The sequence below is a fragment of the Fuerstiella marisgermanici genome (assembly GCF_001983935.1).
GTDB classification, from domain to species: Bacteria; Planctomycetota; Planctomycetia; order Planctomycetales; family Planctomycetaceae; genus Fuerstiella; species Fuerstiella marisgermanici.
The window spans coordinates 4,469,802-4,487,314 of record NZ_CP017641.1; the positions used below are offsets into that span (position 1 = coordinate 4,469,802).

At 55.4% G+C, this 17,513-nt stretch carries 10 protein-coding genes; 5 read left to right on the forward strand and 5 right to left on the reverse strand.

Annotation, left to right across the window (positions count from 1 at the left end; all coding sequences use genetic code 11):
- The first annotated feature begins 329 nt into the window (after nt 1–329).
- On the forward strand, nt 330–2,096 hold the full coding sequence (locus Fuma_RS16725) for a patatin-like phospholipase domain-containing protein (RefSeq protein ID WP_077025136.1): 1,767 nt from the start codon (nt 330–332) through the stop codon (nt 2,094–2,096).
- Nucleotides 2,097–2,260: 164 nt separating this feature from the next.
- Here Fuma_RS16725 and Fuma_RS16730 read toward each other — a convergent pair whose 3' ends face one another.
- Nucleotides 2,261–3,688 (reverse strand): IS1380 family transposase, encoded by a 1,428-nt coding sequence (locus Fuma_RS16730; RefSeq protein WP_077025137.1) that lies wholly within the window; start codon nt 3,686–3,688, stop codon nt 2,261–2,263.
- Nucleotides 3,689–4,059: 371 nt separating this feature from the next.
- Here Fuma_RS16730 and Fuma_RS16735 point away from each other — a divergent pair, with 371 nt between their 5' ends.
- The gene (locus Fuma_RS16735) at nt 4,060–5,634 is read left to right on the forward strand and encodes a hypothetical protein (protein WP_145944218.1); all 1,575 of its coding nucleotides are present in this window, start codon (nt 4,060–4,062) and stop codon (nt 5,632–5,634) included.
- Here Fuma_RS16735 and Fuma_RS16740 read toward each other — a convergent pair.
- Nucleotides 5,631–6,803, reverse strand: a complete 1,173-nt coding sequence (locus tag Fuma_RS16740; protein WP_077025139.1) for an ISAs1 family transposase — start codon at nt 6,801–6,803, stop codon at nt 5,631–5,633. The two genes, Fuma_RS16735 and Fuma_RS16740, sit on opposite strands and share 4 nt — an antisense overlap.
- Nucleotides 6,804–7,019: 216 nt before the next feature.
- On the opposite strand from Fuma_RS16740, the gene Fuma_RS16745 reads away from it, so the two are divergent.
- Complete coding sequence (locus Fuma_RS16745; protein ID WP_145944219.1) at nt 7,020–7,997, forward strand: hypothetical protein; 978 nt, start codon at nt 7,020–7,022, stop codon at nt 7,995–7,997.
- Between the two features lie 60 nt (nt 7,998–8,057).
- Here the strand turns inward: Fuma_RS16745 and Fuma_RS16750 are convergent, their stop codons facing one another.
- From Fuma_RS16750 to Fuma_RS16760, 3 genes are all read right to left on the reverse strand, one after another.
- The gene (locus Fuma_RS16750; RefSeq protein WP_077025141.1) at nt 8,058–8,897 is read right to left on the reverse strand and encodes an amidohydrolase family protein; all 840 of its coding nucleotides are present in this window, start codon (nt 8,895–8,897) and stop codon (nt 8,058–8,060) included.
- A gap of 299 nt (nt 8,898–9,196) precedes the next feature.
- The gene (locus tag Fuma_RS16755) at nt 9,197–10,624 is read right to left on the reverse strand and encodes a sigma-54-dependent transcriptional regulator (protein WP_077025142.1); all 1,428 of its coding nucleotides are present in this window, start codon (nt 10,622–10,624) and stop codon (nt 9,197–9,199) included.
- Between the two features lies 1 nt (nt 10,625).
- Nucleotides 10,626–11,996: a two-component system sensor histidine kinase NtrB gene (locus Fuma_RS16760; RefSeq protein ID WP_083732107.1), complete on the reverse strand. Its 1,371-nt coding sequence runs from the start codon at nt 11,994–11,996 to the stop codon at nt 10,626–10,628.
- 515 nt (nt 11,997–12,511) lie between these two features.
- Here Fuma_RS16760 and Fuma_RS16765 point away from each other — a divergent pair.
- Together Fuma_RS16765 and Fuma_RS16770 are read left to right on the forward strand one after the other, a co-directional pair.
- Complete coding sequence (locus Fuma_RS16765) at nt 12,512–13,996, forward strand: efflux RND transporter periplasmic adaptor subunit (RefSeq protein WP_083732108.1); 1,485 nt, start codon at nt 12,512–12,514, stop codon at nt 13,994–13,996.
- Nucleotides 13,997–14,101: 105 nt separating this feature from the next.
- On the forward strand, nt 14,102–17,206 hold the full coding sequence (locus Fuma_RS16770; RefSeq protein ID WP_077025145.1) for an efflux RND transporter permease subunit: 3,105 nt from the start codon (nt 14,102–14,104) through the stop codon (nt 17,204–17,206).
- Nucleotides 17,207–17,513: the final 307 nt, after the last annotated feature.

Below are 17,513 nucleotides of genomic sequence, written 5' to 3' on the forward strand. Positions count from 1 at the left end.
CCGTGGCGGTCGGTGAATAAATAGCCCGCAGGCTGGAATTTGGCGGTCCCGACGAACTGTTGTCGATGTAGCTTATCGCGCCGAAATATCTCACCACTTGCGGCAGGCGGAATGCCGTTGATGCGCCAAACAGCGTGTCGAGGCAAGTAAAAAGCGGGCCAGGCAACTCAAACGATCAGCTAACACGGGCACCAGACCACCTCACCCGAACGCATCACCTAACGCCCCACCGCAATATTACTTTTACACTTGCCCGCAGTATTAACCAGGATATATTCGGCCGAGCGAGCGATTCAGGACAAGACAATAATTGCATTTGGGGCGATGCGATGAGTGAACAACCCAGTGAATGGGAACTGATCCGTGAAAGAAGGGCCGCCGCTTTTCCTGATAGCGGCGTCGCACCCGCAAAGGAATCACCACAGGCTGAACAGCGGCCTGACAATCTGGTTGGACTGGCTCTATCCGGCGGCGGAATACGGTCTGCCTTGTACAACGACGGATTCCTGCAGGGGTTGTCTCACCGCGGTTTTCTGAGATATGTAGACTATATGGCGAGCGTCTCGGGTGGCGGCTACATTGCCGGCCACCTGACCGCTCAGGCAGACCCGCTGCCGGACGGAGCAAAGTCGCCACCAGACGAGAAGCCTGACGCAGCCCAATCCAACGCGAAAAAGTCGTTTCACGACGACCCGCACCGCTGGAAGCTGGGACGCGATCCGGACAACGGACAAATTCGCCAGGACAGGCTCACCGGAATCGGTGGCTATCTGAGCCGACCGCTGGATCTGCTACCGAATTATCTCTGGTCGTGCGGATTCAATGCCGCGTTTTACCTGGGTCTTTCCGGCATCGTGGCGACGTTCATCGCACTGCTGTGGCGTTCGTTCGACACCATTGATTTCCGGTACTTGTACTTCAGTGTTCTAGGCCTGACAGCTGGAAACGAACTCACCGTAGCGTTTATTCCGGCCATGATTGTGCTGCTGGTGTATCTCGCGACAGGTGCCGTGTTCTGGACACTCAGATCTGCTGCCGGAGTAGCGGCATGGCGGACTCAGCGATCAAATTCAGGGGGTGCGACACAGCAAGAGCCGTCGAAGTGGCGGACGCAACTTCAGCGTTGGCATGTGGCGTGCAGAAAAATCGGCCTGGGATTGCTTGCAGTCGCACTGTTGGCGTCCGTGGCCGTATTTATCGGCAACGGCAAGACTCGGTTTCAGGCGAACTCACAGGACTTTTTCCTGAACCATTACGCGCAGGTTTTTGCCATCGCGGCGGCGGGCGTTCAGATCCTCGTGTTTCTTGGAAAGGATCGCCTGTTCCGATCAGAACAGCAGGAAGCCAAGAACTGGCTAAAACACGGCCAGCGCATGATCACGGCCGGACTCATTGTGTTAGCCGGATTTGCCATCGTTCACTGGATGGCGCGTGAAGACATTAGCCACTACACGCAAAGACGTGACCCGCATCTGGAAACTGGTGACGTCACGGACTGGTACGCTTTGCACGACCTTTTCGAATCCGATCGGGTCGCCGATCCTTCACGCCCAAAAGTTGAAACAGCGATCCGTAGCTTTTGGTTCGGCGAACACCTGACTAGCCTTGTGGAGTACATGAAACTTATCTACGGGCCCGGCCACCTGGAAGCTGCCGACAACGTTCCTATTTCAGTGCGGCCGAAACGCAGTTACCTGGAATCCATTGCTTCTCGCCGCGTGTGGTTAAAAAAGGAATTCGAAGACCGCCACGAGATCAACCCCGTGCTTCCGCAAGCCGTTGAAGCGTGGAATCTATGGCACCGGATCTACGGGGCCGCGTATGCCTACCACATCACTGTAATCCAGCCCTCGATCATTGATTCGTTGCGTGCCGAAGAGATGATTTCAGAACCCGGCGGCGTTCGCGAAACACTGCTCAGGCAACTGATGGCCTACAAGGCCACTCAAAAACGGCAGCAAGCCTTTTTGCGGAACTGGAATCGAACTCTGGAATCTCCAGCGTTCACAGCAAGATTGCTGGCAAGTCTGGAAACTAATGGCAGCGGCAGGAACGCAGAAAAACCTAACCCGGATGTCTCACGCGATCGGGGTTGAGTAGGCGGCGGTGGTAGAATTTCGTTGGCGTTGAGATCCTGGTATGAATCTGAGGCCCATTCGACCGAAATTGGGATCGTGGCTTCGTACATTTCCAGACGCGCGCAGCGGTGCGTCACCGATCTTCGAAGCCGGCTGAGGAATCTCATGTTGTCGCACTGAAATCAGACCTGCATGACCTGCGGTCTGTGGCGGCGGAGATTAGCAAGGACTCGTTCGAACAGTGGCTGGTACGGATATGATTCGGAAAAGCTGATCACCACGCGCCGAACGCTCACCTGAATCTTCGTGCCGATCTTCAGCAGCTTCGAACGAATTGTGCCCGCCTGAGCGTTCTGCATCTCGGTCCCCGCCAGGCCGAATTCCCGCAGCACGTGGTGCAGCAAATACGCCATCGTCGAGAACAGCAACCGCAGTTGATTCGAACGCATGTTGTGAGTGCTCGTGCGATCCGCGAACAGATAAAGCTGCTGTTCCTTGATCCGGTTTTCCATGTCGCCCCGCGCGCAGTAACGATCTTCGTACAGCATACGTGCGTCGACGCGTTCGAGCGAAAGACTGGTGACGACGAAACGCGAGTTGGCTCCTTTGCGAAGATGTTCGGCTTTGCCGATGACTCGGCGTTCGCATGACCATGTCTCCTTCGTGCGATACCGAAAATCTTTGAACACCCGAGCCGCTTCGCCCGTTGCTTCAAACTGAACCTTCGCCTGCTGAAGTTCGCCCCCGATTGCCTTCACAAGACGCTTGTTCTTTGCCAGGCCAATGATGTAATCGACACGGTTTTTCTCGCACCAGGCGAGAATATTGTCGCGACAAAAACCACCGTCCGCTCGAACGATCATCCGAACGTTCGGCCATGCGGCTCGCAGCCTGGGAACGATGCGTTCGAGTTCTTTCACCGTTCCCGCACAGCCGTCAATGTTTGAAGGACGCAGCACGGCGCCGAGCGGCCAGCCGCCGCAGAACGTATACAACGGCAGAAAGCAGTAGCTTTTGTAGTAGCCGTGGAAAAATTTCCCGAGCTGATCGCCGTGCACCGGATCATCCGTGGCGTCGAGATCAAGCACGAGTTCCGTCGGCACACCTTGCTTGCTTCGCATGCGAATGAAAACATCGACCAGAGTATCCTGAAGTGTGGAAACACTGGCGACGATCTTTTTGTAGCGACTGTTTTTGGTCGCCCCAACCGGCGTGAGTTCCAACCGATTGAGCGTGCTCTTCCCGGCCAGCGGAACACCTTTGCTGCATTCGGCAGCACGATCCTGTCCGGTGATATCTCGTCGCCCGCACATCAGAGCCAGCAGAGGATCATGTCGCAACTGCTCGTGATCGTTCAGATCTTCATAGCCCAGAGCGATTCCCATGACTCGCTGCCGCAACAGTTCTTCGACTGAGAACTCACTGTGCTCACTTCGATGATCCGTAAAGCTCGCCGTGAACGATCGAAGGATACCAAACCGCTCTTCGACTTCCCGCAACAACAACCCGCCACCATCTGACGTGATCTTTCCACCATCAAACGCGGCACAAACTTCTCGCCGACCGTGACCCTCGAATAACAACTTCTCTCTGCTACACTCTGTCACCACAAAACCGCCTCCTGATGTTGACGTAAATCCTTCTCACAAAAGACTTACGCACGCAGAGGCGGTTTTGTGCATTCTCTGTGTGAGATTTCCGGGCTAAGGGCGAAGCAGAGCCCTCTCAAGCAGGCACGGCACTCAGCATTCGGCTCGGTGACCGACTAACAAGTCTGCTGAATTCGGACAAATTCGGTCTTAATTCGCGCGCGAAAAAGAGTCTGATCACAGCGGCCCGGCGTATTGAAACACTCAAGTCGCCAAACGCTGCTGGCACGACAAAGAACGCTGCCACCACAGATACCGTCAGCCAGCAACGTGCCTTTGCCGATCTAAATCGGCGTTTGTTGGAAGCTCTGTTTCCATCGGCTATCCAAAGCATGGACGTTCCAAGCACGCACGTCGTCCCACCGTACGATCGATTGGCAAGATGGGAATGGCTTGGTTGGTGGATGCTGCTGGCCCTGATCGGCGCCATGGCCAGTGCCATCCGTTACGAGCTAAGTGAAGTGTCTATCAATCCGGTGTCGCTGAGTGCCGTGTACCGGTTCTATCGAGAACAACTGGGGGCCAATTTTCTGACCAACACTCACACACTGGGAAATGTGGCCGCCGTGAAATTGCCGGACCTGCGACCAACAGCAGACGGACTGCCGTACCCGTTGATTCTTGCAAGTTCAATGGAACCGGTGACCGTGAACGGATGCTATCGGGTTCATGCCGAACCGTTTGTCTTCAGCCCACTGTACAGTGGCAATTTTGATAGCAGCATCGACCAGGGCTGGCGAACTCCTGAAACATCGAAGCCCACCGTCGGCCCTGTCAGTAGCCGAGACGTGACTCTACCAGGCGGGGCCACTGTAACGCTTGCCGATACCATTACGATTTCCGGAGCGGCTGTTACGCCGTTGATGACTGGAAACCGTTGCCTGTCGGTGCTGTTAGACTTCTTCAACACAGGGCTTGGCCAGCGAGTCTGTCGGAAAGAGCAGTCCCCCCAACCGGAGTCGGCTCAAACGCAAACGAACGGAACTCACGTTCCAGATCAGCGATTGTCAGAACGCGCAAGTGCCTTGTTGGTCGCGGCGAGCGGCATCGCGATCGCCATTTGGCTGCTTAGCCCGGGCGAATGGACTTCGGCGATTCCACTTCTTTGCCTTGCCGGGTTAGTGGCTATCAGCCTGAAAAACAAATCGGGCTCTGCCTACCTCCTCAGCTCCCTGATCCGTCCGCAGGCACGTTCTGCCAAAGACAACGGGAGAGCGTTGGAGCCTGGTGATTCAGTATATGTTGCTGACGGCGGCTTCACAGATTATCTGGGCGTGACACCGCTGCTTCGACGCCGGTGTGAGTTGATCGTCGTCAGCGATGCCGGCGCCAATTTAGGGACCGATCCGCTTGGAACACTTGCTCGCATGTGCGAATCGGCTGCGTCCAGCATGGGCGTACGGTTTCTGGATCTGGACCATGAAGCGCCCATCGATTTTGGTCGGCTGAAACAGGACGACCAGCGTCTGGTTCATCAGCCCTATCTGTGTATGCGAGTTCGCTATCCGGAGGATAACACGCCTGACGGATTGCTGTTCTACTGTCAAATGGCCATCACGGAACGTGACCCGATTGAAATTCGCCAGATTCGCAATCGTTTTCCGTCGTTTCCGGATGAGCCTACCAGCAATCAGTTTTATACGGACGAACAGGTATCTGCGTATGGATCCCTGGGCCATCATATTGCGAGTCAGTTGTGTCGCGAGCTGGAACGGTGGGACTTCGCAAGCCACGACAATTTACCCGCTGCGGTTCAAACACCGGCGGCGAACACAACGCAAAATGCTTCAGCTCACCTGGATACAAGGCCGGCGGCAGGGGGCACAATGACGCCACGCTGCGTCAAGGTTCATTCATTCCAGGGCCGCAGAGCGGCGGACTACGTTGCCAGGGCCAGCGCATACTAAGTTGTTTTGCCGGTAAGGATTTGCATCAAATAGTCAATGTTCCATCCGGCCATTCTTCTTTTCATGACGTTGCTTTGTTTGCCAGGATGTTTCTTGATGAGGCTGAGTGTGAGTCGTCTGAGCCATGACAAATTGTTCGCGAAGATTCGGTTTCGGACTCGACTCTCATCCTCGCGGTAGGTCATGTCGAGACTCCAGTGCAGCGTGTTTTCTATGGCCCAGTGACCACGAACCGTTGTTGCGAACAGCTCGCCTTTGCGACGCAGACTGCTGATGTAGTAGCGAACGTCAGAATGATGAATGCCGTCCTGCTCGTACATTCGGATCGCCGTTCCGATGGTCTTGAGTCCGGCCCATTTGTGGCCCACGTCAAAATCGACAGGCACGGTCGCCTGATAGTAGATTCTCTGTTCCTGCCGACCGTGTCCCTTCTCTGTTTCTTCATAGCGACTGACGGGATAGCGAGCGAAGTCATCCTCCAGGTGATCGAGAAAAAACTTCTGCACGACCTCATAGAGTTTCGGTTGGTTGCCTTTCAGGGCTAACACATAGTCTGCATTGCCAGACACGATCTGCTGCGCAATGTTTTTTTGACAACCCGCTGCGTCAATCGTAATGATCGCCTCATCGATATTGATTTCGTTCAGTAATTTCGGGATCGCGGTGATCTCGTTCGACTTCTCTTCCGTCGCCACCTGTCCCAGAGAAATCCCCTGATCAGAAGCCCACGCACTCACGATGAACAACGCACCCAGCCCATTCTTTTTGTCATGTGATCGACGGAGTGCTTTGCCATCAATCGCAATCTGTTTTCTGTAGCCTTCTTTCTGTTCGTCGGAAAGTCCTTCCAGCGATTCAATCCATTGCACGAAGCACGCTTGAAAGTCGTTCGGCTTCAGGAGAGAAAGGACGCGCCGGTACGTATCTTTTTTCGGAATGCCATGCGGAAGTGCCAGGTGTTTCTGCAGGCCATCGGCATTCAGTCGCGCCCATTCCGCAATCGCACTGGGGCCGTCGGCGTTGGCCAGCACTCCGCAAATGGCGATCACAATCACATCACCAAGCAGATGCAGACGATTGATGTTGGAACGCGGGTCTTTCAATTGATCAAAGTAATGAACAATGTTTCCTGTCAGCTCCTGGGTGACCGCCAGTTCAACTGTCGACATCTCTTGTCCTCTCCTCGTGAAGTCCGATGTTACGACACGAAAAGACTAACCAATACTCACTTGTCGCGCCAGCCTAAATTGCCCAAAGTGCGCGCTGGCCCTGACTACGTTGCCGCTGTAAAATCGGACTACGGTGTAAGACCACATCACCAAACGGAGGCCGCCAACACTCGTAACGGGCTTCCACTGTTCGATGTCTTAAACGAACGTTTGCTGGTGGCATATCGTCTCACGTGTCATGAAGAAATTACGTACCGCGAGAACGACATTTTCAGTGAAGCAGTCTGGCCAACAACCACATACGCGTTTCCTCAATTCGCGGATCGCGTAAAAAGCCTGAAGCCATCTCAGCAGAATCGCTGGAGCATCGCACGTGGATGGTTGTCGAATTTCCAACAAGGCGCCGACATTCGCAGTGCGTATCGAAAGGCTGTTCTGGAAGACATCAACGCCATGAACGTCGGCGCAGGTAGCTTTTCGGCGCGGCTATGGTTCGCGATTAGGGACTTGCGATCGTCGGGCGGCGAACTGCAGACGCACCATGATGAAGATAGTCAAGCATGGATGGCCGCGCACTTGACAACGATTGCAACGGCATGCCATGAAGTTCACCGAGGGCGGCCGCACGCGACATTTCAGATTGGCGGACGAGAAAAACTTGTGGAACTCTGCAGCCGCATGGCCTCCGTTATCGTTGAAGAAACGCAGAACGGAATCGTGGGAGGCCAGCCAGCCAGCGTCGATCGCCACTGTCCTGTACGGAAGGCGATGGATAGGATTACGGCCGAACTCACGGAACTCGAGCGGTCAATATTTCAGGGTGGGCAACACGTTACCACAATTTCATTCGCCCAGTGCCTGTCCGCAATGTGGGGACGGATCGAACGGGCTGACAGAAAATTTGCAGAACTGACCGACGAAGAGATTAATCAGGCAAGAACTGCTCTGGCATTTGAAGGTGCGGATGCGACTCGCCCGGGCAGATCACCAATGGGCCAGGAGTCGCTGATGATGAGCCTGCGCAAACGACTGGACAGGGGACTTCGTGAAATGGAGCCAGAGGAAATCCTGCAGGCACTTGTTCAGTCGTGGTACTGGGGCTACATCAACGACGACGTCAGGGAATGGATCGATGCGGTCGATCATGCGGGATCTGCATCGCATGCAGAACGGGCTTCTGAATGGCCGGTTTAGGACGGGACGGTCGAACATGGATAACGCCAGGGCCTGAATTTGTTGAGGCCGGATGCAGCGTTATGTTCGGCCCAACAGCGTCCGGTAGTTCTCACCCAAAATCAGTCGCCGATCGGCATCAGAGATCTCTGCTGCCGTAACTTTGCTAAGTTCTGTGCCCAACGAACGCGACGGTAAATGGCTGCCGAACACGATTCGTTCCGCGCCGAGTTCTCGGACTGCCATTTCAATAAAGCCAGCGGTGGCGTCGAAGCCGCTGGTTTCCACAAGCACGTTGGGCGATGACTGGACCGCTCGAATCCCGCGCTGCCACTCACCGCCGGCATGGGCACTGATGAATTTTTGCTGCGGGTGCCGAGCCGCCAGTTCGGCTAACTCGGATGGTGTCGATTCGCCTTCGCTTTGCTTGCCTCCGGTCTTGAACCACGTGTGCTGCATGATGACGGCATTCAGTTCCGACACACGTTCGACAAGGCGATCGAACTTGCGGTGATTGCATGTTAAAGCCGCCGGTCCTCCACCGGGAAAGTAAACACCCAGCATCGGGCCGTCAGCGATCCAGCGGTTGATAGCATCCAGCGAACCGGCAACATCGTTTGCATTAAGCTGAATCATGCCCAACAGCAGTTTCGGCCAGCGCTGCAACGGCTTCAGGACGATGTCAGGCTTGCTGCGAACCAGCTTTTCGAACACAGGATCGGTTGTGGTCCCCACGCCGACGTGAGCGAAATAACATAGCTTCTCAAACCGGCCCGCTCGAATCGCAGGCATCGAACGTTCAACATCGGCAAACAGGCGAAGACTTCCGTCAGCACCGGGATGCCCGAAAGAGGGCGTGAAGTAAGAATCCCAGATGCGATAGCTCTGCAACAGATTCGCTGCGGGAAGGCCAAGCTGCATGATGACGAATTACCTGCGGTGCGCAATACGATTGAAGCGGTCCAATGGCTGATCTGGCCAGGTTTGCGGCGCTACATAATTCCCCAGAAAAATGGGAGCACCGTTCCCAAAATGGTGGCCGAGGTTGGACCGAGCGAAGCGAAGGAAACCCCGGGGGCTCACTCGTGCCTCGCTCCAACCTCGACCACACACATCGCTCCCAAATTCACAAGGATCTATTGTACAGATCGTATCAGGGCGCAAACCTGCCGTCATCCATGATCGAACCGAACGGAAATCGCCCAAGCGGACTTCGCAGACTATCTCCCCGCGACGTCGAAATCAGCCGCATTAATTCCGAACGTTCGCAGCTTGTTCCGAAGAGTGACTCGGGAGATCCCGAGAATCGCGGAGGCATGGACCTGGTTTCCAGACGTATGCTTCAGGACGGTCGTGAACAGCTCGCGTTCGGCATTTGAAATCACCTTGGCATACAAGTCGGTCGCGCCGTCTTCACGCAAGTGATCTTCGATCAGTTTCTGTAGCTGAAACGAATGCCCATCGGCGTGTTTTTCTGAGCCGCCGAGTGATGGGGGAAGGCATTCCGGCAGCAGGACTGCTCCGGGCGTGTTCAGAAGCGACTGCTTGATTGCGCTTTCCAGTTCCCGCACATTGCCGGGCCAGGGAGCGGCTCGCAGTACGTCCATCGTGGACTCAGCAACCTGCGTGACATTCTTGCCAAGAGCTGCACTGTGTTTGCAAAGGAAGTGTTCGACAAGCATCTGAATGTCGTCGCCGCGTTCGCGAAGTGGCGGCAAATTGATTGTGAAGTCTCGCAATCGGAAGAACAGATCTGAACGAAACTTCCCTTCTCCGACCAGTTTTTCGAGGTCCAGATTCGTGGCCGCAATAACGCGGACATCCACACTGATAGTTTCGCTGCCACCGACGCGTTCCAGAGTGCGTTCCTGCAGAACTCTTAACAGCTTTGACTGCGTCATCGCAGACATATCGCCCACTTCGTCCAAAAACAGGGTGCCATGGTTGGCCTGTTCGAAATGTCCAATGCGGCGACGGTCGGCTCCGGTAAACGCACCTTTTTCGTGACCGAAAAGTTCACTTTCCAACAGCGATTCGGGAATCGCGGCGCAGTTGAGTGCTCGGAACGGCCCCTTGCTGCGGAGGCTGTGTTTGTACAGGGCTTTCGCAACCAGTTCCTTACCGGTGCCGCTCTCGCCCTGGATCAATACCGTGATGTCTTTCGCAGCAACTCGCCCGATCGCTTTGTAAATTTCCTGCATAGCTTCGCAGCGACCGACCATCGCCTGCTTACCGGCGACGCCGCTGTTGTTGTCCGGATTCACGACCGGTGTGGTCTTCATCATCTCGCTTAGGCGGAGTGCCTTCGCGACTATGGCTTTTAGTTCGGAAAGCTCCAGCGGCTTGAAGAGATAATCGAATGCTCCGTGCTTCGTGGCTTCGATTGCACTTTCGACGGTGCCATGTCCAGTGATGAAGATCACGGGAATGCGAGGATCGATTTCCTTGATGCGCTCGAAGCATTGCAGTCCGGATCGATCGGGAAGATTCAAATCAAGGACGACAACGTCCGGAAGGTCTTCACGAACGATATGCTCGCCGGCCGCCGCCGTTTCCGCCGTCAACAATTCCAACTGTGGGTCATCAAAGACTCGACGGAAGGCATGCAGAATGGACGGTTCGTCATCAATCACAAGCAGCTGCGCCATCTTAGTGGTTTCCTTCCGTCGAATGGCCTGCTGATGGTAAACACAGTTCGAAGACCGCTCCGCCAGACGGGCCATTTGCAGCTGTCAAAGAGCCACCGTGTTCTTCTGCGATCCGCCGGCAGATGTTCAACCCCAATCCAACTCCCTGCTTTCTGGTGGTGAAAAATGGTTGAAAGATGTCATCGAAAATATCCGCCGCGATGCCGGGACCAGTGTCGGACACCAGCACGCACGCCATCCCGTCACCATGATTTCTCAGACTAAACGCTAACGTGCCGCCGTTTGGCATCACGTTAAGTGCATTGAGCCCCAGATTCAGAATCAACTGCTGGAGCTGGTCACGATCAGCATTCAGCACGAGGTCGCCAACGACTTCTTCAAACTGAAGTTCCACACCCTGTTTTTTCGCCTGCCCCTCAAGCAGACGAATTACATTGGGAATCAGTTCTCGCAAAACCAGCGATTTTCTTTCCACTGGCGACGGCCTGGCAAAATCGAGTAGAGCGTTCACCGATTGTTCCATGCGTCGAATTTGATCTTCCACGATTTGAACATCTTCAGTTGGTAGAGTTGTGCTGTCACCATCCGTTTGAGTGCTTTGGATCAACATCTTGATCGCCGTCAACGGATTACGAATCTCGTGAGCGACGCCAGTGGCCAGTTGCGCGAGCGTCGCCATTTGTTGGGCTCGCAATGCTTCCTGTTCGCGTGCAGCCGTTGTACGAGCGATTTCGGCGCGATGGGCCTCCGTCAGGTCACGCACGATGATAACCAGCGCCGACTGGTCGCCTTCGCCAATCTTTCTCACAGACACAGATGCTGGAAAGTCGTCTCCCGTTTGGCGTCGTCCGGTCGTCGACACGGCTTCACCGACGGTGGTGGTGGTCAGACGGATGTCCGGAAGAAGCTGTTCGATTGGCTGTGCCAGAATCTCTTCCGCGGCGCGGCCAAACAACTGGTGAGCCGCCGAGTTATAGGACAGCACTTTGCCGAACGGATCGACGGTCACAATTCCGTCGCCAGCGTTTTCGACGATGGTGCTGGAAAGGGCCTGAGCTTCAAGGGCAACTCGCCGCAGCGGACTGATGATGACCCACCAAAGCAATGGAGCACACGTCGCGGTCAGCAATGCGGAATCGATAAGTGCTTCCCAAATTCCCGGCAAGTCCGCTGGCAACAGCCTGGGCAGCAGAAGCATCACGACGGCTTCGACAGCGAACACCACCACCAAAACCAGTCCCAGAATTCGCCAGGGAGTGGTCAACAATTGCAGCAGGATGCTGTTGCGTGAGGTGGATCGTGGTGACGGTTCGCGTCGCATTCGTAGTCCGGACAGTGCAAGGGACCGTCGGTCCAATATTTCACCGGACATATCCGGGCTCCGAGAACTGCAGGATAAGAGATCGACCAACTAAAAACGAACGGTGACTTCGCAGAATTGATGACACCCTTCGGTATCTCCACGTTGATGCAATCCACATGCCAGCGTGGCCGCCGCAATTCGATTCTAGCGCCGCGACGGAGTTTGCGTTGAAATCCGCCCCGCCGCGGTACTCATATCGCTCGCCGCCAAATCGCTGCCTGTGGAAAGAATCTGTCCACCTGCGTGAGAGGATTCTTTCCATCGCCTCTGCGTAAATCCGTCGCGGTCCGCAGCCAGGTTTCCCGCAAAGTCGCGTCACATCAGGTGAAGTGAAGCGAATTGGCCGTAGTTTACGGTCGCTGAGGCCAGTCGCGTTCCGCGCAGGACTTTGGCATCGAACGTGCTTTAATTTGCTACCGCAAGTCCTTCCGATCGGATGCTGCAGAATTTCCTTCTGCGTCGCGTCTGTCCCGATCACTGGCCCAAGCGGCTCGCTGATCCCCAGAACTCAAGGTTACGCCGAAATGTCGAATCCTAAAGTGAAACCTGCGTCTCGTGTGTCTTCTATCGTTTCCAAAGCGATGACCGGACTGTTTCTCGCTGCCGTCGTGGTTGGTGGTTGGTTTGCCGTTCGGTCGTTGAATTCTCCGGATACGAGCGAACCCTCGGCTGAAAGCGATGCGGGAACACCATCTGTGGAATCAGAATTTACGCTGCCCGCGAAGAAGGTTGCGAAAGCCCGTTTTACAACAGCCAACTCCAACATCAGAAAGATCGAAGATATCCGTACGGTGTCGGGGCGTTTGACCTATGACCAAGCTCGCCATATCGAAGTCAAAACGCCCGTATCGGGAGTTCTTGTCGACGTGATGGTCAAGCCTGGCGATATTGTCACAGAACGCCAGCTACTCGCGATTATTGACAGCCCGGAGATCGGCAAAGCCAGAGCGGCCGTATTGAGTGAACAATCGAAACAGAAGGTCATTCTGAAGCACATCCAGCGACTCGAGGAAGTGACGAACAATCTTCGAAGTCTGTTTGTCATGCTCGACAAAAACGCAGCTCTGGACGAAGTCGAAAAGCAATTCAGCGACAAATCTCTGGGCTCGTATCGTCAGGAAATCATTGCGGCATATTCCCAACGATTTCTGTCCAATCAACTGGTAACGGCCGCGCGGCCACTGGTCGAAACCGGGTCGCTGCCGCTTCGTACGTTGCGAGAACGCGAGAACGACCGGCACGTTGCAGACGCTGAGTTTCGTTCGGCCCGCGAAACAACGGCCTACGATATCGGCGTCCGCATGCAGCAACTGGAAGCCGATCGCAACAACGCCGATCGTCAGGTCATGATCGCTCAAAACCATCTGAAGACATTGCTCGGGTTCGAAGATGATGAAGGGATGGAAATGACAACCGAATCGCTGTCCCGCATGGAAGTCCGAGCTCCCTTTGCCGGTACGGTGGAAGCTCGGTTCTTCGCCAGGCGGGAGCGTGTTGAGCAGTCGGATTCGATGTTTGTTCTGGCCAACACAGATTCGTTGTATGTGTCGGCTGATATCCGCGAAAACGAATGGGCGGCGATGGCTATCAAGCCCGGGCAGGACGTCACTGTAGTCGCGCCCGCAATTCCCGGACGGTCGTTTACCGCGAAGGTCCATTACATCGGTCGTGAGGTTGCCGTCGAAAGCAATTCGCTGCCGTTGGTGGCCACGATTTCAAACGAAGACGGTCTGCTGCGACCGGGCATGTTTGTCAGAGTCTCGCTCCCGGTTGCGCAATCTGATGATGTGGTTGCGGTGCGTACCGAATCCGTGATGCAACACGAAAACGAAAAATTCGTATTCGTCTCCCTGGACGATCAAACGTTTCGGCGAGTCGACGTGCAGACTGGCGTCAACAACGAAGAGTGGGTCGAGATCAAAGAAGGCCTTCAGGCGGGTGAACCGGTCGTTGCCGGTGGCGCGTTCCTGCTGAAGTCGGAACTGCTGCTCGCGGGCGAAGAAGAATAGTCAATTCTTTGCCAGCCGGATCGTACGACACGCTGGCCCACGTCGCAGGCCACTCACTGCGGCCTACACACCTTCTACTCGGCAAGACGCTGAAAGTCATTTCCGATGCTGACGAAACTTATCGAGCTGTCGCTGACCAATCGAATGCTGGTGCTGATCCTGGTGTTCCTGATGGCTTGCGGCGGAATATATTCGGCCATTCATCTGCCCATCGACGCCGTCCCCGACATGACGAACGTGCAGGTGCAAGTGGTCACCGACGCGGGTTCGCTTTCTCCGATCGAAGTCGAACAGTACGTCACCTATCCCGTAGAAGCCGTCATGGGAGGGTTGCCCGACGTTGAAGAACTACGAAGCGTTTCGAAGTTCGGGATCTCCGTTGTGACGATCGTGTTTCAGGAAGGCACCGATATCTATCGAGCTCGCCAGTTGGTGACCGAACGTCTAAACGATGCGGCCGACAGCATTCCGCCGGGCTACGGCACGCCCGCCATGGGTCCGCTCACAACTGCGCTTGGCGAGATCCTGCAGTTCGAAGTTCGCAGCGACAACCATAATCCGATGGAACTGCGCACGATTCTGGAATGGGATGTCGCCCCCAAACTGCGTGAAGTTAGCGGCGTAACGGAAATCAACACACACGGCGGCTACTACAAAACGTTTGAAGTTCAGCCCGACCCAAATCGCCTCACCAGTTACGGAATCTCGCTGCAACTTCTGTTTGAACGCCTGCAGCAAAACAACGCTACGGCCGGCGGTGGTTACGTCGTCCACAACGGCGAACAGAGATTTATTCGCGGTGTCGCATTGCTGAAGAACGAACAGGACATTCGCAACGTTGTTGTCCGTCGCGAAGCCGATGGCACGCCGATTCTGGTGAAAGACATCGCAAGCGTCACCATCGCGCCGATGACGCGTCAAGGAGCGGTCACGCGCGACGGCCGTGGCGAAGCGGTGACCGGACTGGTCATGATGCTGATTGGCGAGAACTCCCGCGAAGTCGTCGTGGCTGCAAAAGAGCGACTCATCGAGATCGAGAAGACGCTGCCGCACGGCGTGACGCTGGAAGTGACCTATGACCGAGCTGCGTTGATCGGGCGCACGCTGGACACTGTCGTGCGCAATCTGTTCGAAGGTGGTATCTTCGTGATTGTGATCCTACTGCTGATGCTCGGAAGTTTTCGAGCCGGCCTGGTGGTGGCACTGGCGATTCCGCTATCGATGCTGTTTGCTACCAACCTGATGCACTTCTTCGGAATCACGGCAAGCCTCATGAGCCTGGGTGCCATCGACTTTGGATTAATTGTCGATAGTTCCGTGATCATGATCGAAAACTGCATTCACCGTCTGTCAAAGAACAACGAAGGCACGCCACACATTGATGTCATTCGCGACGCAGCCGTGGAAGTGCGTAAGCCGACGATGTTTGGCGAACTAATTATTTCCGTCGTCTATCTTCCCATTCTGTTGCTGCAGGGCACGGAAGGAAAACTGTTTCGCCCGATGGCACTGACGGTGTTGTTCGCTCTGGCCGGGTCCATGATTCTGTCGATGACGCTGATGCCCGCGTTGGCTTCGTTGTGTCTGCCAAAGAAGATGAAGGAAAAGGACATCTTCCTGATTCGCTGGCTGAAGTTCGTCTACGAACCAATCGTCACGCGAGCGATCCGCCACCCGTTTGTGACAGTCGCGACAGCATTGACGGTGTTTGCCGTCAGCATTCCCGTCGCAATGAATCTCGGTGCGGAATTTATGCCGCGGCTTGAAGAAGGTGACCTTCTGATTGAAGCGTCTCGCCTGCCAAGTGCGACGCTGGAAGGTTCGATTGAGATGTCGACACAGATCGAAGAAATTGTCGGCGCGTTTCCTGAAGTGCAAACGGTGTTCTGTAAAACCGGTCGACCGGAAATCGCAAACGACGTGATGGGCGTGCATCAGACCGACGTTTGGGTGCTGTTGAATCCCGTTGAAGAATGGCCGCAGCCAAAAACGCGCGACGAGCTAATTCAGGAAATGTCAGACTTGTTAAACGATCAGGTCCCCGGCGTCGCGTTCGGGTTCACTCAGCCGATTGAAATGCGTGTCGATGAACTGGTCGCCGGTGTCAAAGCCGATGTCGCCGTGCTGCTGTACGGAGACGATCTGCAGGTGCTGGCCGATAAGAGCAAAGAAATTGAAGCAGTGTTGCGACAGATTCCTGGTGCTGTGGATGTGAAAGCCGACTACCAGGCGAATCTGGCAACGCTGACCATCAAGACGAAACCCGAAAAGTTGGCGATGTATGGAATAGACGCTCAGACCGTTCTGGATGTTGTTTCATCGCTGGGCGGCCATCCTGTTGGGCAGATATTCGAAGGCCGATCGCGGTTTCCAATTCTGGTTCGCATTCCGGAAAAATGGCGGAAGAAGGTTTCGCTGCTAAAACAGCTGCCCGTTTCAGATGCGGGCGGCAAACCCATTCCGTTAAGCGAGCTGGCCGACATTACGATGGAAGAAACTCCTCCGACCATCGAACACGACGCCAACCGCCGTCGCACGTTCATCTCGGCGAACGTTCGAGGTCGCGACGTCGCCACGTTTGTGACAGAAGCTCAGCGAACGGTTGATGAAAAGATCGACATGCCGGCAGGCTACGAAATCCGCTGGGGAGGCGACTTCGAAAACCTTCAGTCCGCCAGCAAACGACTGATGATCATCACCCCGATCGTGCTGATCATTATCCTGCTTCTGCTGCACACCAGTCTCGGTTCGGCTCGCCTTGCCATGTTGATTTTCCTTGCCGTGCCGATGGCCGCTTCGGGAGGTATTTTTGCGTTGTACCTGCGAGGCCTTCCGTTCAGTATTTCTGCGGGGGTCGGCTTCATCGCCTTGTTTGGTGTTGCAGTTTTGAATGGCCTAGTGTGGGTGAGTGCGGCCGAACACTTGCGTCACACCGGACTTCCGCTACTGGACGTCAGTCATGAAACCGCGTTGGCACGCCTTCGCCCGGTGTTGATGACCGCGCTGGTGGCAAGTCTCGGTTTCCTGCCGATGGCATTGTCCACTGGCGACGGAGCCGAAATGCAGCGGCCACTGGCAACTGTGGTTATCGGCGGCTTGGTGACGTCAACTCTGCTGACATCACTCGTCATTCCGTGCATCTACCCATGGTTCTCGCGGGGCCTGCACCTTCCCCATCTGACGCACCACGGCGTTCCTGAAGACGAATAGCCTCGTGCAACGGAAAGCCGTTCCGCGACGCTCTTTTGGGCGGCCGAAAACGCGGCGCGAGTGATCGGTGAGCAAATTCGTATTGCTCACCGAAGTGCAGCACTCGTCACTCCTGTCCCGGCGGGTGCTGCACAACTTTTTCACGGCGTCAGTTCAGCCACGGCAGGCGCGTCAAACGTCGCTGGCCCTGGAAAAGTGTGCAGAGACTCACCGGGAACCTTCCGCGGCGACGAGTTCAGCGTTGGAATCGTTAAGCGATGGTGGCGGTAACGCCTGCTGGTCAGAATCGCCCTAAAAAAAACGCTAC

Bases quoted from the DNA above. Each gene is read 5' to 3' on its own strand.
- Fuma_RS16725 (WP_077025136.1), top strand. From the start codon at position 330: ATGAGTGAACAACCCAGTGAATGGGAACTGATCCGTGAAAGAAGGGCC.
- Fuma_RS16735 (WP_145944218.1), top strand. From the start codon at position 4,060: ATGGACGTTCCAAGCACGCACGTCGTCCCACCGTACGATCGATTGGCA.
- Fuma_RS16740 (WP_077025139.1), bottom strand. From the start codon at position 6,803: ATGTCGACAGTTGAACTGGCGGTCACCCAGGAGCTGACAGGAAACATT.
- Fuma_RS16750 (WP_077025141.1), bottom strand. From the start codon at position 8,897: ATGCAGCTTGGCCTTCCCGCAGCGAATCTGTTGCAGAGCTATCGCATC.
- Fuma_RS16755 (WP_077025142.1), bottom strand. From the start codon at position 10,624: ATGGCGCAGCTGCTTGTGATTGATGACGAACCGTCCATTCTGCATGCC.
- Fuma_RS16760 (WP_083732107.1), bottom strand. From the start codon at position 11,996: ATGTCCGGTGAAATATTGGACCGACGGTCCCTTGCACTGTCCGGACTA.
- Fuma_RS16765 (WP_083732108.1), top strand. From the start codon at position 12,512: ATGTCGAATCCTAAAGTGAAACCTGCGTCTCGTGTGTCTTCTATCGTT.
- Fuma_RS16770 (WP_077025145.1), top strand. From the start codon at position 14,102: ATGCTGACGAAACTTATCGAGCTGTCGCTGACCAATCGAATGCTGGTG.